The sequence below is a fragment of the Sphaerisporangium krabiense genome, assembly GCF_014200435.1.
In the GTDB taxonomy this organism is placed as follows: Bacteria; Actinomycetota; Actinomycetes; order Streptosporangiales; family Streptosporangiaceae; genus Sphaerisporangium; species Sphaerisporangium krabiense.
On sequence record NZ_JACHBR010000001.1, the window covers coordinates 902706 to 921846 of the forward strand.

The window sequence follows — 19141 nt, forward strand, 5'->3', positions numbered from 1 at the left end:
AGGAAATATAGGATTTAATAATCCAATAGGCATTTAAGTTGCAGTCAAGATGCAAGAGTGATCGTTTGTCGCATTCAGCGATCGGGAAACTAGGCGGGCAGCGGCAGGTTAAGGCGTCAGCGCGTTACCTGGAAGGCGGATAAACGCTTCCGCTCCGCCAGTCGATCCGTCAAGGGGGAACGCAGTGCGACATATCAAGAAATACGCGGCGATACTGGCCGTCACGGCGGCACTCACCGGTCTCGGTGCCATCACCGCCAGCGGCGCGAGCGCATACACCACCATCGGCACGAACTGGGAGGGGGACGGCGGCTCAGGCGGCTTTGGTGGCTTCGGTGGCTTCGGCGGTGCGGGCGACAGCGTTGTGGACATCGTGACCATCCCGGAGGCCGCCGCCTTCGCATACCCCTTCGTGGGGGTGGGCGGTGTCAGCATCCCCGGCTTCGGCTTCGGGTTCTAACCGACACTCTGATCACGGTTGAGATCTGCGCTGGCGGTATCGGCGGGTGACCGCCTGGTGGTGGTGTCATCCGGCGACCAGCGCAGAATCTCCTTCCGTGAGGGCGGAGAACAGCCGTGAGGATGTCGCCTGGGTGGGGTGCGCGATGGGTTCCGCACCGGCGTAGCAGGTGCCGACAAGGTTCGCTTCAGCCGTCGAGTAGCGCTTGTCTGCAGAATCCGGCGGCAAAAGCCCCTGGCGAGCATGCCGAGGGGCTTTTGGCGTGGGAGCCGACGAGGGGAATTGCAGTCTTAACCAGAGGTATGCAAGCCCGCCGGTTTCCCCCATCTCCAGCTCTGCCGGCAAGTGCCGTCACTTCTCACCGACAGAGCCAGAGGCGGGTATATCTCAAGTCGAACGGCAGCGGATCAGACGCGGGCCCAGAGCGCCGGGACGTTCGGCGGCTCCCAGCCGGGCAGGGCGGTGTGCGACTGCAGGCACCGGTAGGTGGCGCCGTTGTAGGTGACCTGCGAGCCCGGGGTGTAGGCGGTGCCCGCCGTCCACGGACCGTTGGGGACGACCGTCGGGGTCGGGGTCGGCGTCCGGGTCGGGGTGGGCGTGGGGGTCACGGTCGGCGTGGGGGTAGGGGTCGGGTCGGGACCGCCGGAGCCGACCTGCAGGTCGACGCAGTTGTAGAACGCCATCGCCGTGTCGGCGATGTTCCAGATGGCCAGCAGCTTGATGCGGCCGGTCCTGCCACCGAGGTTCACCGTGTGCGAGACCGACGAGCTGGGCACCCTGCCCCTGTCGTCGAAGGACGCGATCTTGGTGCCGCCGACGTAGTACTCCCACGTGCTGGTGGCGTGCGGGACCTTGAGGGACCACTGGAAGGTGATGGAGTCGCCGACCTTGGCCGCCGGCCAGGCCTTGCTGTCGTCGTCCAGCGGCGCCCAGCGGGAGTCGCCGGCGCTGCAGTTGCGCTGCCCCTTGGGCCCCTCGACGCTGTAGGGCTCGTAGATGATGTCGCCGCACTTGGAGACCTTGCCCTGCGCGCAGTTCGCCTGCCGGCTAGGCGGCGACGTGATGTAGCCGTGCGCGGAGGCCGGCGTCGCCACGAACACCACACTGGCCGCGGCGATGGCCGCCGAGGACAGCAACGTGACCACTCTTCGCATGTCATGCTTCCTTCACTGGGGGGATAACTTAATATAAAGGAAAGTTTCCTAACAGTGAAGGCCAACGGTAAGCGTGTCGTCACCACGCTCGGCTGTCTCCTGCCCTGCCGCTGTCTGAGGACAGGTCCGCATGGAGAAGGCCCCTGGCGGGTGGCGCAGGGGCCTTGGGGAGCCGACGAGGGGAATCGAACCCCTGACCTACGGTTTACAAGACCGTTGCTCTGCCGATTGAGCTACGTCGGCGGTGGTGCGTGCCTCTGAGTTTAGTGGGTCAGGGTAGGCGGTGGCACCGAGGTTACGGCGGGGGTGAGGGGTCAGCGGCGGCGGTGGCGGGCTATTTCGTAGAGGGCTATGCCCGTCGCTACGCCGGCGTTCAAGGATTCGGCGGCGGCGCGCATGGGGATGCGGGCGACGACGTCGCAGGACTCGCGGACGAGGCGGGACAGGCCCTTGCCTTCGGAGCCGATCACCACGACGAGGGGCTCGGTGGCGAGGTCGACGTCGGCGATGTCGGTGCGGCCCTCGCCGTCGAGGCCGATGACGAACAGGCCGCGTTCGCGGTACTCGCGCAGGGCGCTGGTGAGGTTGGCGGCGCGGGCCACGGGCATGTGGGCGAGGGTGCCGGCGGAGGTCTTCCAGGCGCCGGCCGTGACGCCGGCCGAGCGGCGGGCGGGCACGAGGATGCCGTGGGCGCCGAAGGCGGTGGCGGAGCGGGCGATGGCGCCGAGGTTGCGCGGGTCGGTGACGCCGTCCAGGGCGATGATCAGGGGGACCTCTGCGGCGTCCTGCGCGTGTTCGACCAGGTCGGCCGGGTGGGCGTAGTCGTAGGGCGGGAGCTGGAGGCCGAGGCCCTGGTGGACGGTGCCGTCGGTGAGCCGGTCGAGCTTGTCGCGGCTGACCTCCAGCAGGGCGATGCCACGGTTGGACGCGATCTTGATGGCCTCGCGGACGCGGTCGTCGTGGTCGATGCGCTGGGCGACGTACATCGCCGTGGCGGGAACCTCGGCGCGCAGGGCCTCGACGACGGGGTTGCGCCCGCCGATGACCTCGGGAGCGTCGTCCCGCCGGGGACCGCGCGCCGGGCGAGCGGGGGCGGCGCCTTCCCTGGGAGAGGGTGCCGCGGCACCGGAGGCGCGCTGGCGGTCCTTGAACCAGTGCCGTTCGCTGGCGGGAGGTGTCGCCCCCTTGCCCGCCAGGCTCCTGCGGCCCTTGCCGCCGGTGCCCCGTGTGGCGCCTTGCCTCTTCGCGGGCCTGCCCGACCCTTTACCCCCACCTGCCATGGTGTCAGCCTACCGTCGCGATCAGTGCGCGATTTCCCATCGCGGACCTTGGGGGGTGTCCTCGACGACGACGCCGGCCGCCGCGAGCTGGTCGCGGATGGCGTCGGCGGCGGCGTAGTCCTTGCGGGCGCGGGCGGCCTGGCGCTGTTCCAGAGCGACCCTGACCAGGGCGTCCACGGTCTCGCGCAGGCCGGAGCCTGCGGAGGACGACCGCCACTGCGGCGAGCGCGGGTCGAGCCCGAGGACGTCGAGCATGTTCTGGGTCTCGGCCAGGAGACGGGCGACCTGTTCCTTGTTGCCGTGGGCGAGGGCCACGTTTCCTTCGCGGACGACCTCGTGGACGACGGCGAGGGCCTGCGGCACGCCGAAGTCGTCGTTCAAGGCGTCGGCGAAGGCCTGCGGGAGCGGCGCGGCGGCGTCGACATCGTGGATGACCTCGGCGGCGCGGGTGACGAAGCCCTCGATGCGCTGGTAGCCGGCGGCGGCCTCGGCCAGGGCCTCCTCGGAGTAGTCGATCGCGGAGCGGTAGTGAGCGGCGACGAGGTAGTAGCGCAGCTCGACGGGGCGCACCTTGGTCAGCATGGCCGGGACGAGAAGGGAGTTGCCGAGCGACTTGCTCATCTTCTCGGCGCCGACCTTCAGCATGCCGTTGTGCATCCAGTAGCGGGCGAAGCCGTCGCCGGCGGCCTGGGACTGGGCGACCTCGTTCTCGTGGTGCGGGAAGATCAGGTCGACGCCGCCGCCGTGGATGTCGAAGGTCTCGCCGAGGTACTTGGTCGCCATCGCCGAGCACTCGATGTGCCAGCCGGGACGGCCCGAGCCCCACGGCGTGGGCCAGGTGGGCTCGCCGGGCTTGGCGCCCTTCCACAGGGCGAAGTCGCGGGGGTCGCGCTTGCAGTCGGTGTCGGTGTCGCCGGCGGCGCGCATGTTCTCGGGGCGCTGGTTGGAGAGTCTGCCGTAGCGCTCGGCGTAGGACATGACGTCGAAGTAGACGTCGCCGCCCGCGGCGTAGGCGTGCCCCTTGTCGATGAGGCGCTGGATCAGCTCGACCATCTCGGGGATGTGGCCCATCGCCCGAGGCTCGACGGTGGGCGGGAGGCAGCCGAGGGCGTCGTAGGCCCAGGTGAAGGCGCGCTGGTTGCGCTCGGCGACGACGTACCAGGGCACGCCCTCCTCCGCGGCGACGCGGAGGATCTTGTCGTCGAGGTCGGTGACGTTGCGGCAGAAGGACACCTCGAAGCCGGAGCGGGTCAGCCACCGGCGGACGACGTCGAAGTTGACGCCCGAGCGGATGTGCCCGATGTGCGGCGGAGCCTGCACGGTCGCGCCGCACAGGTATATCGAGACCCGGCCCGGCTGGACGGGGACGAACTCGCGGACCGCACGGGTTCCGGTGTCGTATAGGCGCAGACTCACGAAGGCAAGGCTAATGCCTCACAGGCCCTGACAGGACGGGTTGCCGTACCTCACCGGCCCTCAAAGCGAATGTGAACGGCTCCGGGTTTCCGGACGCGTGGTCCGACCGCCCGTCTTCTCCCTCTAAGAGCCACTTGCCGGGAATGCTTTGTACGAGAACAGTGGGCGAAGTCCCAGATCTGGCTAAAAATCGGGAATCTTGTGGCATGTCCGGATGCCAGATTTAGTCGGGTAAGGCTCCTGTCAGACCCTGGAGTCGGACCGAGAGCCGTGCCGCGAGCCGGACCGAGCCGCCGCGACCACCACGACCTCGCACGGAAGCCTGGCGTGGCGCGGCCGCGCCGCCCGGTGAGGCGAGCCATGATTCTGTAGGCTCGAAAAGCCATGGACGTCACTCCCCCGCCGCCGGCGACGCGCTCTTCCCGCCGGTCCGAGATCCCGCCTCCACCCGCTCAACACGCAGGAGCGGCGCTGGCGCTGCGCCGTGTGGGCACCGCCGTCGCGGCCCTCGCGGTCGCCGGGCTCGCCGCCACCGCCTGTGTGCTCTCCTTCGAGCCCATCCGCTCCCTCGCCGTGACCGGCGGGGCGCGCGCCGACTTCGCCTACCTCTACCCCGCCGGGTTCGACGCGCTGCTGGCCATCGCGCTGATCAGCGTGCTGCTCCTGCGCCCCGCGCGGCTCCTGGTACGCGCCCAGGCCATGGCGATCCTCGTCCTGCTCATCGTGGCCGCCGCCGCGGCGAACATCGCCGTCGCGACGGGCACGGTGATCGAGCCGGGGCGCGCCACGGTGCCGGTCGCCGTGGCGCCGTGGGTGATGTTCGTGATCGGGCTGTGGCTGTTCCTGCTCCCGGCCCGGCGTTTCCCCGCCTACGAGACGGCGCAGGCGCCGCCCGCGGAACGTGACATCGTGCCCTTCGGCGGCGAGGAACGCGACCCCGAGCTGGCGCCTCCGCTGGAGACGGCCTCGCCCGCGGCCGCCCATCCCGCCCGCGATCACGGCCACGCGACGGCCGCCGCCGAGCCGGACGAACCCGAGGTCACGCCCGTCGTGCCTCCGACGCCCGCCCCGGAGACGCCGACCGTGGACGAGCTTCCGCCGCTGCGGGAGGACGACCGGCTGGACGACCTCCAGGACGACGCGGCCGATGCCGGCGACGCTCACAAGGCCGACGATCAGCACGACGGCCCGCGCGAGACCGGCCCGCTTGAGACCGGCGGGGACGACCCGCACGGACAGGACGGCCCCGAGCACGACGGCCCGGAGCACGGCGGCCCAGAACAGGGCGGTCCCGAGCACGGCGGTCCCGAGCACGTCGTTCCTCCGCCCGAGCCGGAGCAGCGGCTGGTGCCCCAGCCTCGTCCGGGGGCGGCGGGCGGACCGCCGGAGAGGTCTCCTGATCGCCCGGTCCGCTGGGGCGATCTCGTACGGCCCGCGAGCGGCGACGTCCTCGTACATCCTCTTCCCAAGCCGTCCGAGCGCGACCTGGGCGACACGCAGCCGTACCCGCACGTCACCGACCGGGACGAGCCCCGGGACCGGAAGCAGGAGCAGGAGCAGGAGCAGGACACGCAGCCGTATCCGCACCTCCGCGAGGACGCACTCCCCGGGACGGGCGCGCGGGACGAGGCGCCCGAGGCCGGACGCCCGCCCTACGGAGGGGCCGCGGCGCCGCCGTCGGGACGCATGCGCAGCACCCCGCTGCCCCCCGAGGAGTAGACGAAGGACCGCATGGAAAAGACCCGCCCGATCCGTGGGGATCGGGCGGGTCTTTCAGTTTCCGGCGGAGTCATCGCACCGTGCGCGTGACCGCCCGCGGGTCTACCGGGGGCCGCTGCCGCGGATCGCCTCCCGCAAGGGGCGGCGAAGCGGTGCGCTCCGTCCGAGGTCAGACCCTCGTTCGACCGCGGATCCCGGCCACCACGGCGACACCGATGACGGCGACGACGACCTGCAGGATGATCTCGATCCAGTCGATCCCGGAAGTCGTCTCGACACCCAGCACCTGGGCGATGGCGGTACCGATCAGGGCGGCGACGATGCCGACGATGATCGTGACGAGCCACCCGATGGGCTGACGGCCGGGCAGAACAAGGCGCCCGAGAGCGCCGATGATCGCGCCGATGACGATAGCGCCGAGAATGCTTTCAATGGTCATCTTGTGCCTCCACTTGAGGGTCGCACCTTCACGCTGTGAAGACGGCTACCCCCTGGAGGACAACTAATCATAAAAGCCAAAAGTTCCAGGTCAAAGCCTGGTAAAGGAGAACGACGCCCCGCACCGCGCCGGTTGGCGGGGCGCCGTCCTCCGGTCTCGCGGGCCGGTGAGCCCTCCGGATTTCGGGATCCCGCAACTAAGACGTGTGCGAAGCCGGTTCGGTTGGCGCGACCGGGAGAACGAGGGCCGTGGCGATGGCGGCCACGCCCTCGCCGCGCCCGGTGAGGCCGAGCCCGTCGGTGGTGGTGGCGCTCACGCTGACCGGCGCGCCGGCGGCCGCGCCGAGGACTTTTTCCGCCTCGGCACGGCGCGGTGCGAGTTTGGGACGGTTTCCGATGATCTGTACGGCGAGGTTGCCGATCTCGAATCCGGCCGCACGCACGTGCCGGGCCGCCTCTTCGAGCAGGGAGACGCCGGACGCGCCGGCCCAGCGGGGATCGGAGGTACCGAACAGACCTCCGAGATCGCCGAGACCGGCCGCCGACAGGAGGGCGTCGCAGCACGCGTGCGCGGCGGCGTCGCCGTCGGAGTGGCCCGAGAGCCCCGTCTCCCCCGGCCAGTGGAGGCCGGCCAGGTGGAGCTCACGACCCGATGCGAACGGGTGGACGTCCACCCCGACGCCCACCCGTGGATGTTCGATCTTCAGGAGTTGAGAACCTCGTCGAGCAGGGCCTCGGCCTTGTCCTCGTTGGTCTTCTCCGCGAGGGCGAGCTCGCTGACCAGGATCTGCCTGGCCTTGGCGAGCATGCGCTTCTCACCCGCGGAAAGACCGCGCTCCTTGTCTCGCCGCCAAAGGTCGCGCACCACTTCGGCCACCTTGTTGACGTCGCCGGACGCCAGCTTCTCGAGGTTGGCCTTGTAGCGGCGGGACCAGTTGGTGGGCTCTTCCGTGTGCGGCATGCGCAGAACATCGAAGACACGCTCTAGACCCTCTTGGCCTACAACGTCACGCACACCAACGAGTTCGGCGTTTTCTGCCGGCACCTGAACGGTAAGGTCGCCCTTGTCGACCTTCAGCACCAGATAGGTTCTGTCCTCGCCCTTTATCGTGCGGGTTGTGATGGCTTCGATTCGAGCAGCCCCGTGGTGGGGGTAGACGACAGTGTCGCCGACCTGGAAAGTCATGTGACAAGTACCCCTTCCGCTGTCCTCCAGGATACCACGCGCCAGTCCCCTCCCGGAACAGTGAAATCAACATAACTGCAGGTCAAAGCCTCGATTTGGGACTTGACAACCGCTCGACCTCATGAATCCGGGGTTCTGACATACGCGGTGACCTGCGGCTCGGGCGGCCCCGCCGCAGGTGCCGGGGCGCTTCCGGAGGCACGGTATGGCACGGATAAGGTTGCCGTTGGCCATACTCATGTGTATCAAGGAGAGCTCGAACCGTGACCAGCACCAGCCGTCGCAGGGTGATCATCGCCACCGCGCTGCTCGCAGCCGTCCCGGCGCTGGCCGCGTGCGGAGCGGGGTCCGACGCCAACACCAGCACCGCGTACGCCCCGACCGAGGCCAACGTGCTGCTCGACGGTGAGGCCAAGACCTACGGCAGGAACGGCATCAAGATCGCCCAGGCGTTCGCCCTCGGCCCCGACTCCGGGCAGCAGATCGCCTCCGGAGGCTCCGTCCCGCTGTACATCTCGATGCTGAACGACGGCACCGGCGCCGACACGCTGGAGAGCGTGGCCATCAACGACCGCAGCGCCGCCTCCGTCAAGGGCGGGGCCATCCAGCTCCCCCCCGGCCAGTTGGTCAACACCGGCAGGCCGGCCTCCCAGGTCGTCCTGGAAGGCGTCCAGAAGCCGCTGCGGGGCGGCGAGAGCATCTCCCTGACCCTCCGGTTCGCCAAGGCCGGGGACATCGCCATGACGGTCCCCGTGGTGACGCGCAGCCGCGAGTACGCGAGCCTGTCCCCGGCGCCGTCCGCCCCGGCGACGCCGTCGACCACCCCGACGCCGTCCCCGTCGGCCACTCCGTCCACGGACCCCACGGCCGACAGCTGATCTCACGCGCGAAGGCCCGGTGGCGCACGCCACCGGGCCTTCGTCGTCTCCGGCTCAGGCCGGGAAGGCTCACGCCTCCGCGGGGTCGAACTTGTAGCCGAGGCCGCGGACGGTGAGGATGCACCGCGGGTTGGACGGATCGGCTTCGATCTTGGCCCGCAGGCGCTTGACGTGGACGTCCAGGGTCTTGGTGTCCCCGACGTAGTCGGCGCCCCACACCCGGTCGATGAGCTGGCCGCGGGTCAGCACCCGGCCCGCATTGCGCAGCAGGACCTCCAGCAGCTCGAACTCCTTCAGCGGGAGCTGCACCTGCCGGCCGCGCACGGCGACGATGTGGCGGTCGACGTCCATGCGCACCGGGCCCGCGGTGAGCACCGCCGGCTCGACCTCCTCGACGTCGCCCTGCCGGCGCAGGACGGCCCGGATCCGGGCCACCAGCTCCCGCGAGGAGAACGGCTTGGTCACATAGTCGTCGGCGCCGAGCTCCAGGCCGACGACCTTGTCGATCTCGCTGTCCTTGGCGGTCAGCATGATCACCGGGACCTTGGAGCGCTGGCGCAGGGAACGGCAGACCTCCGTGCCCGGCAGGCCGGGGAGCATCAGGTCGAGCAGGACCAGGTCCGCGCCGTTGCGGTCGAAGGTGTCGAGCGCCTCCGGCCCGGTGGTCGCGACGGCGACCTCGAAGCCTTCCTTGCGCAGCATGTAGGACAGGGCGTCGGAGAAAGACTCCTCGTCCTCGACGACGAGCACGCGGGTCACTTCGCGGCCTCCAGAGGGGTTGATGTGGTGCTGGGCACGGCGATCGCCGTGCCGCCGAAAGCCGGTAGACGAAGGGTGAAGGTGGAGCCGGAGCCTTCCTTGCTCCAGACCGACACCTCGCCGCCGTGGGCGACGGCGACGTGCTTGACGATGGCGAGACCGAGGCCGGTGCCGCCGGTGGCCCGCGAGCGCGCGGCGTCGACGCGGAAGAACCTCTCGAAGATGCGCTCCAGCGAGCTCTCCGGGATGCCGATGCCCTGGTCGCTGACGCTGACCTCGACGACGTCCCCGGCGGGCCTGGCGCTGACGACCACGCGGGTGCTCTCGGGGCTGTAGGCCACGGCGTTGTCGATCAGGTTGCGCAGCGCGGTGACCAGCAGTTCGTCGTCGCCCCAGACGCGCAGCCCCTCGGTGCCGCCGGCGACCAGGACGATCTCCTTGGCGGCGGCCTTGGTGTTGCAGCGGTCGATGGCCTCGTGGACGACCTCGTCGACGGGCACGCAGCCGGGGGTCGGGATGGGCTCGCCGCCCTGGATCCGGGACAGGGTGATCAGGTCCTGGACGAGGTAGGTGAGGCGGGCGGCCTCGTGCTGCATGCGCCCGGCGAACCGGGTGACGGCGACGGGGTCCTCCGCGGCGTCCTGGATGGTCTCGGCGAGCAGGCTCAGCGCCCCTACGGGGGTCTTGAGCTCGTGGCTGACGTTGGCGACGAAGTCACGGCGCACGGCCTCGACGCGGCGGCGTTCGGTCTGGTCCTCGGCGAGGACGAGCACCTGCCCGTGCGTGCCCAGGGGGGCGACGCGGACGGCGAAGGTGGTGGCCTCCAGGCCGAACTTGTGCCCGGCGACCTCGAACTCGCTCTCACGGATCTCGCCGTCCCTGCGCACCTGGCGGGCCAGCGCCAGCAGCTCGGCGGCCATCAGGTGATCCCCTTTGACCAGCCCGAAGGCGCGGGCGGCCGAGCTCGCGCGCAGCACACGGTCGTCACGGTCGAGGACCACCGCGGAGGACGGCAGCACGGCGAGCACGGAGGCCACGCCCTGGGGCAGGGTGCTATCGGAGTTCTCGACGACGTCGGTCCGCGCACGGTCGCGCGGACGCACCGCCATCATCGCGATCGCCCCGACAACAAACCCCGCCAGAGCGGCCAGGCTCGTCACGATCTCACTCACGCCTCCCAGGGTAGGCGGGACTCTTCCCTGGCCAGACCCCCCCAAGTGGGTCTTTCCCGGAGAGTTCATCTTTCGGACGTGGTTCGTTCACGGACGCGCGCGTAGCGTGAGCCGCATGCGCGATGCCTTCCACGAAGAACTCCAGGCTCTGAACGACCGGTTGCTGCAGATGACCAACCTGGTACGCTCCGCCATCTCCAGGGCGACCACCGCCCTGCTGGACGCCGACCTGCAGCTCGCCGAGAGCGTGATCTCCCACGACGCCGAGGTCAACCGGCTGTACGCGGAGATCGAGACCTCCATCTTCGAGCTGATGGCCACGCAGCAGCCCGTCGCCGTGGACCTGCGCACGGCGATCACCGCCCTGCGGATGGGCGGCGACCTGGAGCGCATGGGCGACCTCGCCGAGCACGTCGCGAAGATCGCCCGGATGCGTCACCCCGACTCGGCGATCCCCGCCGAGGTGCGCGACACGATCGTGGAGATGGGGCAGATCGCCGAACGCCTGGTCACCAAGACCGGGAGCTGCATCGCGACGCGCGACATCGAGCTGGCCAAGGAGCTCGACGAGGACGACGACGCCATGGACCGGCTGCACCGCCGGCTGTTCCGCGTGCTGCTGGCCAAGGACTGGCGGCACGGCATCGAGCCGGCCATCGACATCACGCTCGTCGGCCGCTACTACGAGCGGTACGCCGACCACGCCGTCCGGGTCGCCCGCGACGTGGTCTACCTGGTCACCGGCACCCGCGAGGACGACGACGCGGCGTCGTGACCCCCTGGACGCGAAAAGCCCCGGACGGCGGCGTCCGGGGCTTTCTCGTGTGCGAGGGCTAGCGGCCCTGGTTGGCGACGGCCTGGATGGCGGCCTCGGCGGCCACCGGGTCGAGGTACTCGCCGCCGGCCTTGACCGGCTTGAAGTCCGCGTCGAGCTCGTAGCGCAGCGGGATGCCCGTGGGGATGTTCAGCTTGGCGATCTCTTCGTCGCCGACGCCGTCCAGGTGCTTGACCAGGGCGCGCAGCGAGTTGCCGTGCGCCACCACCAGCGGGGTGCGGCCGGCGGCGAGCTCGGGGACGATGGCGTCGTACCAGTACGGCAGCATGCGGCCGACGACGTCCTTCAGGCATTCGGTGCGCGGCAGGAGCTCGGGCGGGAGCTGGGCGTACCTGGCGTCGCCGACCTGCGAGAACTCGTCGTCGTCTGCCAGGGGCGGCGGCGGCACGTCGTAGGAGCGGCGCCACAGCGTGAACTGCTCGTCGCCGAACTCCTCGCGGGTCTGCGCCTTGTTCTTGCCCTGGAGCGCGCCGTAGTGGCGCTCGTTGAGCCGCCAGGACCGGGCGACGGGGAGCCACGACAGCCCGGCCGCGCCCAGGGCGTGGTTGGCGGTCTGGATCGCGCGGGTCAGGACCGAGGTGTGCACCACGTCGGGGCGCAGGCCGGCCTCCACCAGGAGCCTGCCGCCGCGCCGGGCCTCCTCCTCGCCTGTGGGCGAGAGGGCGACGTCGACCCATCCGGTGAACAGGCCCTTCGCGTTCCACTCGCTCTCGCCGTGCCGCAATAGCACCAAAGTAGCCATGCGCCCAAGCTTAGGGTCTGCGGCGCGGGCCACGCAGCGGGCGCACACCTGGTGAGACGGGCGGCGCTCAGCCGTCCGATCTGCCGACGACGTGCTCGAAGGCGCGCAGGTTGGCCAGCGACTCGCCCCGCTTCACGCGCCATTCCCACTCGCGGCGGATGGAGGAGGCGAACCCCAGCTCCAGCGCGCGGTCGAACCACTCGTCGGCGTAGGTGAGGACGCAGCCGAGCAGGCGGTCGATCTCGCCGGCGGAGACGGCCTCCAGGGGCAGGCGCCCGACGAGGTGGACGTCGCCGACGGCGTCCAGGGCGAAGTGGACGCCGTACATCGACCCGTTCTTGGTCAGCAGCCAGCGGTAGAACTCGACGTGGTTCTCGTCGGGCCTGCGGCAGAAGAACGCCTCGACGTGCAGGGCCTGCGCCGAGACGGTGAGCCAGGTCATCGTGGCGAGCTTGTGGTGCCCGGGCAGCTTCACCAGGAAGGCGCCGGGCTTGGGGCGTTCGTAGGCGACCTCCGCCGCCTTCAGCGCGGACTCGACGACGGCCTCGTGATCCATGGCGTGCACACTCCCCGCTCGAAACCCGGCCACACCTGTTCTACCCGGACATGTAATCAGGTCCGCGCGGCGGTCAGCAGGGAGCGGTGCCGGGCCAGGGCGGCGGTGTAGACGTCCATGAGGCGGGCGGCGGTGGCGGGCCACCCGAAGCGCGCGGCGTGCGCGCTGGCGTTCGCGGCCATGGTGTCGCGCCAGAGGGGGCGGTCCACGAAGCGGCGCAGCGCGGCGGCCCAGGCGTGCGGCTCGTGCCCGTCGACGAGCAGGCCGGACACGCCGTGCTTGACGGCGGTGCGCAGGCCGCCGACCTTGGCGGCGGCCACCGGCGTGCCGCAGGCCTGCGACTCCAGGGCGACGAGGCCGAAGGACTCGTTGTAGGAGGGGACGACGGTGACGTCGGCGGCGCGGTACCAGTCCGCCAGCTCCTGCTGGGGCGCGGGCGGCGCGAGCCGGACGACGTCGGAGATGCCGAGCTCCGCGGCGAGGTCGGTCAGATAGGACGGGTGGTCGAGCCCGTTGCCGCTCGGGCCGCCGACGCAGGCGATGACGAGGCGGGAGCGCAGCGAGGGGTCGTCGCGCAGCATGCGGGCGGCGGCCCTGAGCAGGACGTCGGGGGCCTTGAGGGGCTGGATGCGGCCGACGAAGAGCATGACGTGGGCGCCCTGCGGGAGGCCGAGGCGGTGGCGGGCGGCGCCCTTGGAGGCGGGCTGGAAGACCTCCAGGTTGACCCCGGGGTTCACCACGGCCACCCGGCCGGCCGGCGCGCCGTAGAGGTCGATCAGCTCGCGGGCCTCGGCGTCGGTGTTGGCGACCAGGCGGTCGGCGACCTCGACGACGTGCTCCTCGCCGGCGACGCGGGCGGCGGGCTCGGGCCGGTCGCCCTTGGCCAGCAGGACGTTCTTGACCTTGGCCATGGTGTGCATGGTGTGGACGAGGGGGACGCCCCAGCGTTCCTTGGCCAGCCAGCCGACCTGGCCGGACAGCCAGTAGTGGGAGTGGATCAGGTCGTAGTGCCCCGGCTCGTGCATGGCCTCGGTGCGCAGGACGCCGGTGAGGAAGTCGCAGAGCTGGCCGGGCAGGTCGCCCTTGTCCAGTTCCTCGTACGGCCCGGCGGTGACGTGGCGCACGGTCACGCCCGGGGTCAGCTCGACGGCGGGCGGGAGGTCCCTGGCGGTCTGCCGGGTGAAGATCTCGACCTCGACGCCGAGGTCGGCCAGCCGTTTGGCGACCTCGACGACGTACACGTTCATGCCCCCGGCGTCGCCGGTGCCCGGCTGGTCCAGCGGGGACGTGTGCATGCTGATCGTCGCGATCCGGCTGATCCGGCGTGCGACCGGCGATCCCGGCACCTGACACCACCTCCAGAGGGGTTATAACCGTCGGAAACTTCACCAGATTCCCGACAGGACCGGCTCACGGGGTCCCGTACCACCTCTGCCCACGGGCGCTGGCAGGATGACGGACGGCGCCCCCGCCGGGGGAGGTGACGCGGCGCGCCGTGGTGGAAGAGCGAGGAGGCGTGCCGGGCGAGAGATCGAGTTTCCGGCGGGCGCGGCCGGCGCACGACGACAGAGCACTTAAAGGCGACCATAAGGACGGCGAATGAGCAAGACAGCGGTGGTGACGGGCGCGAGCAGCGGCATCGGCGAGGCCACGGCGCGCAGGCTCGCGGCGGAGGGATTCCAGGTCGTGGCCGCCGCCAGGCGCAGGGACCGCCTGAACCTCCTGGCGGCGGAGGTGCCGAGCATCCGCCCGGTCACGCTGGACGTCACCTCGGACGAGTCGGTGGCGGAGCTGGCGGCGTCGCTGGAGCGCTGCGACGTGCTGATCAACAACGCGGGCGGCGCGGTCGGGCTGGAGCCCGTGGCCGAGGGGCTGGTGGACGACTGGCAGCGCATGTACGAGGTGAACGTGCTCGGCTCGCTGCGCATGACCCGGGCGCTGCTTCCCAAGCTGGTCGAGTCGGGGGACGGGGTGCTGCTGATGCTGACCTCGGTGGCGGGCCTGGTGTCCTACGAGGGGGGCGGCGGCTACTGCGCGGCCAAGCACGCGCAGACCTCCATGACCGAGACGCTGCGGCTGGAGCTCGTCGGGCAGCCGGTGCGGGTCGTCGAGGTGGCCCCCGGCATGGTGCGCACCGAGGAGTTCTCGCTGACCCGCTTCCGCGGCGACGCCGCCCGCGCCGACAAGGTGTACGAGGGCGTGCCCGACCCGCTGACGGCCGACGACGTGGCCGACGCGATCGCCTGGTGCGTCACCCGGCCCGCGCACGTCAACGTCGACCGCCTGGTGATCCGCCCGCGCGCCCAGGCGGCGCAGCACAAGGTTCACCGGGTGTCGTGACGGCGTGATCGCGGAAGGGACGCGGGGCCGGCGCCGCCCCGTGGGCGAGATCACCCGCGGCACGACCGGGCACAACCGGCTGCGCAGGTCCGACCGCTGGGTCACGGCCGTGTACGGCCCGCTGCTGCGGTCGGCCCCGCGTCCCCTGGTCGTGGATCTCGGATACGGCGCCTCGCCGGTGACGACGGCGGAGATGTTCGCCCGGCTGCGCCGCGTGCGGCCCGACGTCGAGGTGGTGGGCGTCGAGATCGACCCGATCCGGGTCGCGGTGGCCCGGGCGCACGAGCGCGAGGGGCTGTCGTTCGTCCTCGGCGGCTTCGAGCTGCCCGTCGCGCGGCCGCCGCTGATCGTGCGGGCCTTCAACGTGCTGCGGCAGTACGGCGAGGCGCAGGCGTGGCAGGCGTGGGACCTGCTGCGTTCGCGCCTGGCCCCCGGCGGGGTGATCGTGGAGGGCACGTGCTCGGAGATCGGCCACCGGGCCGCCTGGGTGACGCTGGACGCCCGCGGGCCCCGCACGCTCACTTTCGCCACGCGCCTGGCGGGCTTCGCGCGTCCCTCCGACCTCGCCGAGCGGCTCCCGAAGACGCTGATCCACCGCAACGTGCCCGGTGAGCGCGTGCACGCCTTCCTCCGCGACTTCGACCACGCCTGGGACGTGGCCGCGCCGTACGGGGCCTACGGGCTGCGATCCCGGTGGATCGCGGCGGTGGAAGGGCTGGCGGCCGGCTGGCCGGTCGCCGGGGCTCCCCCGCTGGGCGGCCGGGCACGGTGGCGGCTCGGCGAGCTGACGATCCCGTGGGACGCCCTGGCCCCGGACCGGTGAGACCTCAGCCGAGGGCGTCGCGCGCCCGGGCGAACACGGCGTACGCCGCGGCGTCGAACAGGACGAAACGCACCTCGGCCACGCCGGTGGACGCCTGGCGGACGGTGGTCAGGGCGATGCGGGCCGCGTCGTCCATGGGCCAGCCGTAGACGCCGGTCGAGATCGCGGGGAAGGCGACGGTCGCGGCGCCGAGCGTGTCGGCGACCTTCAGCGACTCGACGTGGCAGGAGGCGAGCAGGGCCGAACGGTCCTCCGACCGGGCGTACACCGGGCCGACGGTGTGGACGACCCAGCGCGCGGGCAGCCGCCCTGCCGTGGTCGCGACCGCCTGCCCGGCGGGCAGCCCGTCGGCGTACCGGGAGGCCCGCAGCGCGCGGCACTCCTCCAGGATCGCGGGGCCGCCGCGCCGGTGGATGGCGCCGTCCACGCCCCCGCCGCCCATCAGCGACGAGTTGGCCGCGTTGACGACGGCGTCCACCGCCTGCTCGGTGATGTCCCCGTGGACCAGCGTGATCTCCATGGTCATCCCACTTCCCCGCGGACCAGCCGATCCACGTAGGCGTCCTCGGCGGGCAGCGGGAACCACGGCATCGCCGCGCCGAGGTGGGCGCGCCCGTGCAGGCCGAGCCAGAGCGCGCAGGTCGCCTCGAACGCCTCCTCCGGGGTGGTCTCGCGGCCGGAACGTGCGCGCAGGACCTCGCCGACGGCGTCCTGCAACTGCTGGAACGCCTCGAACCCGGCGCGGATCACCTCTTCGGGCGGGGTCGCTCCCCCGCGCGGCTTGCCGACGTGGAAGACGGCCGCGTAGTGGCCGGGGTGTTCCTCGGCGAAGCGCAGGTAGGCGCGGGCCATCGCGCGCAGGCGGGCGCGCACGTCATCGGGGTGCGGCTCGGCGGCGGCGCGCAGCCGGGCGCCGAGCTCGCGCATGATGCGGACCTTCAGCGTGCGCACGAGCTCGGTCAGGTCGGCGAAGTGCAGGTACAGGGCGGTCGCGCTGACGCCTGTCGCGGAGGTCACCGTGCGCACCGACAGGCTCTCGACGTCCTGGCCGGCGTCGAGCAGCGCGGCCGTCGTCGCGAGCAGCGCCTCGCGCAGTTCCTCACCAGAGCCCCTCTTGCTGCGGGGACGGCTACCAGCGGTCATCGCCCGAAGTCTACCCCCTTGATCTTGCCGGAATCGATAGGTTGACAGTCGTACATTTACGACTGTACACATAGCCCTATGATCACACAGCAGCGGCGCATGGGCCGCACCCTCGGCGCGGCGGCCTGTGCCGTGGCCGCGATCACGGCGACGGCCCCGGCGGCTCAGGCGGCCGCCCCGTCCACCCGGACCACCGCCTCCGGTGCGGACCTGATCGTCGGCGTGGGCAGCGACACCACCGAGGTCCTGTTCGACAGGCTGGCCCGGCACTACGACCGCGGCCCCGCCGCACGGGGCCGCGTCGTGAACCACTGGGCCACCGGCACGCCCGAGATCACCCCCAAGCCCGGGTGCGCGCCGATCCCCCGCCCGAACGGCTCCTCCCCCGGCGTCGCGGCGCTCGCCACGCGCGGCGCCGCCGCCGACGGCAGCCCCTGCCTGGACTTCGCCCGCTCGGTGGCCCCGCGCTCCCCCGGCGCCCCGGCCGACTCGGTCTTCTTCCCGGTCGCGCGGGACGGCCTGTCCTGGGCGTCGAACAAGGCCGGCAACGCGCCGGCCTCGCTGACCGTCCAGCAGGTCGCCGACATCCTGGAGTGCGACGCCGTGCGCTGGGACCAGGTCGGCGGCACCTCGCAGGAGACCATCGACGTCTACCTGCCCGAGCGCGGGCCGGGCCTGGTCGGGCTGCTGCGCCACCTCGTCGGCGTCGAGCGCGTCGGGGACTGCGTCGGCGTCACCCAGCAGGACGACGGCACCACTCCCGAGGTGAAGGACAACCCGAACGCCCTGGTCTTCTACTCGGTCGGCAAGTACATCGGCCAGACCGTCCACCACCGCGCCGACGTCCACGGGGACCTGCGGCTCGGCCTGGTCGGCGGCGTCGCGCCCACCGTGCGCAACCCGGCCACCCGGCGCGTGGAGGTCAACCTCGGCCAGGTGCCCGGCGTGGCGGGCCTGCCGGAGTCGCTGCGGATCACCGAGTGGGTCGCGGTCCGCAAGGACGCCGACGGCGCGGTGCCGCCCAAGCTCGCCCGCCTGTTCTCCGGGCCGGGCGCGTGGCTGTGCGCGAGCCCGGTCGCCCGGCGCGACATCCAGGACCACGGCTTCCTGCCCATGCCCGACGGCGCGTGCGGCGTGCCGTCGTGACCGACACGGTGCTGGTGACGGGCGGGACGGGCTACCTCGCCGGCTGGTGCGTCCGCGAGCTGCTGCGCCAGGGGTACGCGGTGAGGGCGACCGTCCGCGACCTCGCCCGCGCCGATGAAGTGCTCGCCCTGGCGGAGGACCGGTCGCGGCTGAGCGTCGTGCGGGCCGATCTCGGCGCCGACGAGGGCTGGGATCGCGCCGCCGACGGCTGCGCCTACGTACTGCACGTGGCCTCCCCCTTCCCCCGCGTCGCGCCGAAGGACCCCGGCGCGCTGGTGGGGCCGGCGCGCGAGGGGACGCTGCGGGTGCTGCGGGCCGCGGCCGGCGCCGGGGTCACGCGCGTCGTGCTGACCTCCTCCAGCTCGACCGTGGGGCACGGACGGCCGGCGCGCGGCGGCGCGCTGGACGAGACCGACTGGGCCGATCCGGCCCGGAGCCGCGCCTACGTGCGGTCCAAGATCCTCGCCGAGCGCGCGGCGTGGGACTTCGTCGCCGAGCGGGGCGCGCGCGGCTCGCTGGTCACGCTGGCGCCGAGCACGATGATCGGCCCGGTGATCGGCGCGCACAGGTCGTACTCGGTGCTCGCGGTGTCGCGGCTGCTCGACGGGGCGATGCCCGGCCTGCCGCGGCTCGGCTTCTCGCTGGTGGACGTGCGGGACGTGGCGGCGCTGCACGTGCGCGCCATGACCGAGCCCGCGGCGGCGGGCGGCCGGTTCATCGCCGACGCCGGGTTCCGGTGGATGACCCAGATCGCCGAGGTGCTCCGCGCCCGCCTCGGCCCGGCCGCCGCGCGCGTGCCGTCCCGGCGGCTGCCGGACCTCGCCGTGCGGCTGGCCGCGCTGTTCGACCCCGAGCTGCGGCAGGTGATCGACGAGCTCGGCGTGCGCACCGACTACGCGACCACCGCGGCCCGCACGGCGCTCGGCTGGGCTCCCCGCCCGCTCGACGACACCATCGCCGAGTGCGCCGAGAGCCTGGTGACGCGGCGGGTCGCGGCGTGAGCGACCCTGGTCCGCGAGAAGAGAGGCCGGTCTTCCCGCGGGCCGGGGCGCGCGCCCCGGCCGACCCTCTACACGACGTAGTACTACCCAAGG

21 protein-coding genes and 1 tRNA gene are annotated in these 19141 nt (G+C 71.8%); 8 read left to right on the forward strand and 14 right to left on the reverse strand.

Annotated features, from left to right (window positions below):
* Nucleotides 1-184 precede the first annotated feature (184 nt).
* Nucleotides 185-460, forward strand: coding sequence for a hypothetical protein (locus tag BJ981_RS03820; RefSeq protein ID WP_184616455.1), 276 nt, complete (start codon nucleotides 185-187; stop codon nucleotides 458-460).
* A gap of 407 nt (nucleotides 461-867) precedes the next feature.
* Here the strand turns inward: BJ981_RS03820 and BJ981_RS03825 are convergent, their stop codons facing one another.
* The 4 genes from BJ981_RS03825 to cysS form a co-directional block, all read right to left on the reverse strand.
* The gene (locus BJ981_RS03825; RefSeq protein WP_184608338.1) at nucleotides 868-1614 is read right to left on the reverse strand and encodes a lytic polysaccharide monooxygenase; all 747 of its coding nucleotides are present in this window, start codon (nucleotides 1612-1614) and stop codon (nucleotides 868-870) included.
* Nucleotides 1615-1784: 170 nt separating this feature from the next.
* Nucleotides 1785-1857 (reverse strand) — tRNA-Thr (locus tag BJ981_RS03830).
* Between the two features lie 71 nt (nucleotides 1858-1928).
* On the reverse strand, nucleotides 1929-2894 hold the full coding sequence (gene rlmB / locus BJ981_RS03835; RefSeq protein ID WP_184608339.1) for a 23S rRNA (guanosine(2251)-2'-O)-methyltransferase RlmB: 966 nt from the start codon (nucleotides 2892-2894) through the stop codon (nucleotides 1929-1931).
* A 21-nt stretch (nucleotides 2895-2915) separates the two neighbouring features.
* Entirely contained in the window at nucleotides 2916-4310 is a 1395-nt protein-coding gene (cysS, locus tag BJ981_RS03840) for a cysteine--tRNA ligase (RefSeq protein WP_184608340.1), read from the reverse strand.
* A 486-nt stretch (nucleotides 4311-4796) separates the two neighbouring features.
* Between cysS and BJ981_RS03845 the strand changes: the two genes are divergently transcribed.
* A complete protein-coding gene (locus BJ981_RS03845) occupies nucleotides 4797-6029 on the forward strand; it encodes a DUF2637 domain-containing protein (protein WP_184608341.1) in 1233 nt (410 codons plus the stop codon).
* A 169-nt stretch (nucleotides 6030-6198) separates the two neighbouring features.
* On the opposite strand, the gene BJ981_RS03850 is transcribed toward BJ981_RS03845, so the two are convergent.
* The 3 genes from BJ981_RS03850 to BJ981_RS03860 form a co-directional block, all read right to left on the reverse strand.
* A complete protein-coding gene (locus BJ981_RS03850; RefSeq protein ID WP_184608342.1) occupies nucleotides 6199-6468 on the reverse strand; it encodes a GlsB/YeaQ/YmgE family stress response membrane protein in 270 nt (89 codons plus the stop codon).
* Nucleotides 6469-6664: 196 nt separating this feature from the next.
* On the reverse strand, nucleotides 6665-7153 hold the full coding sequence (gene ispF, locus BJ981_RS03855; RefSeq protein WP_184608343.1) for a 2-C-methyl-D-erythritol 2,4-cyclodiphosphate synthase: 489 nt from the start codon (nucleotides 7151-7153) through the stop codon (nucleotides 6665-6667).
* 17 nt (nucleotides 7154-7170) lie between these two features.
* Nucleotides 7171-7653, reverse strand: coding sequence for a CarD family transcriptional regulator (locus BJ981_RS03860; RefSeq protein ID WP_114028347.1), 483 nt, complete (start codon nucleotides 7651-7653; stop codon nucleotides 7171-7173).
* A 263-nt stretch (nucleotides 7654-7916) separates the two neighbouring features.
* Between BJ981_RS03860 and BJ981_RS03865 the strand changes: the two genes are divergently transcribed.
* Entirely contained in the window at nucleotides 7917-8531 is a 615-nt protein-coding gene (locus tag BJ981_RS03865) for a copper chaperone PCu(A)C domain-containing protein (protein WP_239139791.1), read from the forward strand.
* 69 nt (nucleotides 8532-8600) lie between these two features.
* Here the strand turns inward: BJ981_RS03865 and BJ981_RS03870 are convergent, their stop codons facing one another.
* Together BJ981_RS03870 and BJ981_RS03875 are read right to left on the reverse strand one after the other, a co-directional pair.
* Nucleotides 8601-9281 carry a response regulator gene (locus BJ981_RS03870; RefSeq protein ID WP_504747984.1) on the reverse strand — a complete coding sequence of 227 codons (681 nt, stop codon included), beginning with the start codon at nucleotides 9279-9281 and terminating at the stop codon, nucleotides 8601-8603.
* 5 nt (nucleotides 9282-9286) lie between these two features.
* Nucleotides 9287-10402 (reverse strand): sensor histidine kinase, encoded by a 1116-nt coding sequence (locus BJ981_RS03875; RefSeq protein WP_184615584.1) that lies wholly within the window; start codon nucleotides 10400-10402, stop codon nucleotides 9287-9289.
* A 175-nt stretch (nucleotides 10403-10577) separates the two neighbouring features.
* Here BJ981_RS03875 and phoU point away from each other — a divergent pair, with 175 nt between their 5' ends.
* Nucleotides 10578-11237, forward strand: a complete 660-nt coding sequence (gene phoU / locus BJ981_RS03880) for a phosphate signaling complex protein PhoU (RefSeq protein WP_184608345.1) — start codon at nucleotides 10578-10580, stop codon at nucleotides 11235-11237.
* 58 nt (nucleotides 11238-11295) lie between these two features.
* Here the strand turns inward: phoU and BJ981_RS03885 are convergent, their stop codons facing one another.
* The 3 genes from BJ981_RS03885 to mshA all read right to left on the reverse strand — a co-directional run bounded on the left by BJ981_RS03885 (nucleotide 11296) and on the right by mshA (nucleotide 13890).
* Nucleotides 11296-12039 carry a phosphoglyceromutase gene (locus BJ981_RS03885; protein ID WP_184608346.1) on the reverse strand — a complete coding sequence of 248 codons (744 nt, stop codon included), beginning with the start codon at nucleotides 12037-12039 and terminating at the stop codon, nucleotides 11296-11298.
* 67 nt (nucleotides 12040-12106) lie between these two features.
* On the reverse strand, nucleotides 12107-12595 hold the full coding sequence (locus tag BJ981_RS03890) for a type III secretion system chaperone family protein (protein ID WP_184608347.1): 489 nt from the start codon (nucleotides 12593-12595) through the stop codon (nucleotides 12107-12109).
* 56 nt (nucleotides 12596-12651) lie between these two features.
* Nucleotides 12652-13890, reverse strand: a complete 1239-nt coding sequence (gene mshA / locus BJ981_RS03895) for a D-inositol-3-phosphate glycosyltransferase (RefSeq protein ID WP_184615586.1) — start codon at nucleotides 13888-13890, stop codon at nucleotides 12652-12654.
* Nucleotides 13891-14194: 304 nt separating this feature from the next.
* Between mshA and BJ981_RS03900 the strand changes: the two genes are divergently transcribed.
* Nucleotides 14195-14935 carry an SDR family NAD(P)-dependent oxidoreductase gene (locus BJ981_RS03900; RefSeq protein WP_184608348.1) on the forward strand — a complete coding sequence of 247 codons (741 nt, stop codon included), beginning with the start codon at nucleotides 14195-14197 and terminating at the stop codon, nucleotides 14933-14935.
* A 4-nt stretch (nucleotides 14936-14939) separates the two neighbouring features.
* Entirely contained in the window at nucleotides 14940-15758 is an 819-nt protein-coding gene (locus tag BJ981_RS03905) for a class I SAM-dependent methyltransferase (protein WP_239139790.1), read from the forward strand.
* Nucleotides 15759-15762: 4 nt separating this feature from the next.
* Here BJ981_RS03905 and BJ981_RS03910 read toward each other — a convergent pair whose 3' ends face one another.
* Both BJ981_RS03910 and BJ981_RS03915 read right to left on the reverse strand, forming a co-directional pair.
* The gene (locus tag BJ981_RS03910; protein WP_204070766.1) at nucleotides 15763-16278 is read right to left on the reverse strand and encodes an O-acetyl-ADP-ribose deacetylase; all 516 of its coding nucleotides are present in this window, start codon (nucleotides 16276-16278) and stop codon (nucleotides 15763-15765) included.
* 2 nt (nucleotides 16279-16280) lie between these two features.
* Entirely contained in the window at nucleotides 16281-16901 is a 621-nt protein-coding gene (locus tag BJ981_RS03915; RefSeq protein ID WP_184608350.1) for a TetR-like C-terminal domain-containing protein, read from the reverse strand.
* A gap of 78 nt (nucleotides 16902-16979) precedes the next feature.
* Between BJ981_RS03915 and BJ981_RS03920 the strand changes: the two genes are divergently transcribed.
* Both BJ981_RS03920 and BJ981_RS03925 read left to right on the forward strand, forming a co-directional pair.
* A complete protein-coding gene (locus BJ981_RS03920; protein ID WP_184608351.1) occupies nucleotides 16980-18047 on the forward strand; it encodes a substrate-binding domain-containing protein in 1068 nt (355 codons plus the stop codon).
* Nucleotides 18044-19048 (forward strand): NAD-dependent epimerase/dehydratase family protein, encoded by a 1005-nt coding sequence (locus tag BJ981_RS03925; RefSeq protein WP_184608352.1) that lies wholly within the window; start codon nucleotides 18044-18046, stop codon nucleotides 19046-19048. The genes BJ981_RS03920 and BJ981_RS03925 overlap by 4 nt, the downstream gene beginning before the upstream one ends.
* The last annotated feature ends 93 nt before the right edge of the window (nucleotides 19049-19141 follow it).

Bases quoted from the DNA above. Each gene is read 5' to 3' on its own strand.
- BJ981_RS03900 (WP_184608348.1), top strand. From the start codon at position 14,195: ATGAGCAAGACAGCGGTGGTGACGGGCGCGAGCAGCGGCATCGGCGAG.
- BJ981_RS03825 (WP_184608338.1), bottom strand. From the start codon at position 1,614: ATGCGAAGAGTGGTCACGTTGCTGTCCTCGGCGGCCATCGCCGCGGCC.
- phoU (WP_184608345.1), top strand. From the start codon at position 10,578: ATGCGCGATGCCTTCCACGAAGAACTCCAGGCTCTGAACGACCGGTTG.
- BJ981_RS03890 (WP_184608347.1), bottom strand. From the start codon at position 12,595: ATGGATCACGAGGCCGTCGTCGAGTCCGCGCTGAAGGCGGCGGAGGTC.
- rlmB (WP_184608339.1), bottom strand. From the start codon at position 2,894: ATGGCAGGTGGGGGTAAAGGGTCGGGCAGGCCCGCGAAGAGGCAAGGC.
- BJ981_RS03920 (WP_184608351.1), top strand. From the start codon at position 16,980: ATGATCACACAGCAGCGGCGCATGGGCCGCACCCTCGGCGCGGCGGCC.
- BJ981_RS03850 (WP_184608342.1), bottom strand. From the start codon at position 6,468: ATGACCATTGAAAGCATTCTCGGCGCTATCGTCATCGGCGCGATCATC.
- BJ981_RS03860 (WP_114028347.1), bottom strand. From the start codon at position 7,653: ATGACTTTCCAGGTCGGCGACACTGTCGTCTACCCCCACCACGGGGCT.
- mshA (WP_184615586.1), bottom strand. From the start codon at position 13,890: ATGCACACGTCCCCGCTGGACCAGCCGGGCACCGGCGACGCCGGGGGC.
- BJ981_RS03875 (WP_184615584.1), bottom strand. From the start codon at position 10,402: ATGATGGCGGTGCGTCCGCGCGACCGTGCGCGGACCGACGTCGTCGAG.
- BJ981_RS03885 (WP_184608346.1), bottom strand. From the start codon at position 12,039: ATGGCTACTTTGGTGCTATTGCGGCACGGCGAGAGCGAGTGGAACGCG.
- BJ981_RS03915 (WP_184608350.1), bottom strand. From the start codon at position 16,901: ATGACCGCTGGTAGCCGTCCCCGCAGCAAGAGGGGCTCTGGTGAGGAA.
- BJ981_RS03910 (WP_204070766.1), bottom strand. From the start codon at position 16,278: ATGGAGATCACGCTGGTCCACGGGGACATCACCGAGCAGGCGGTGGAC.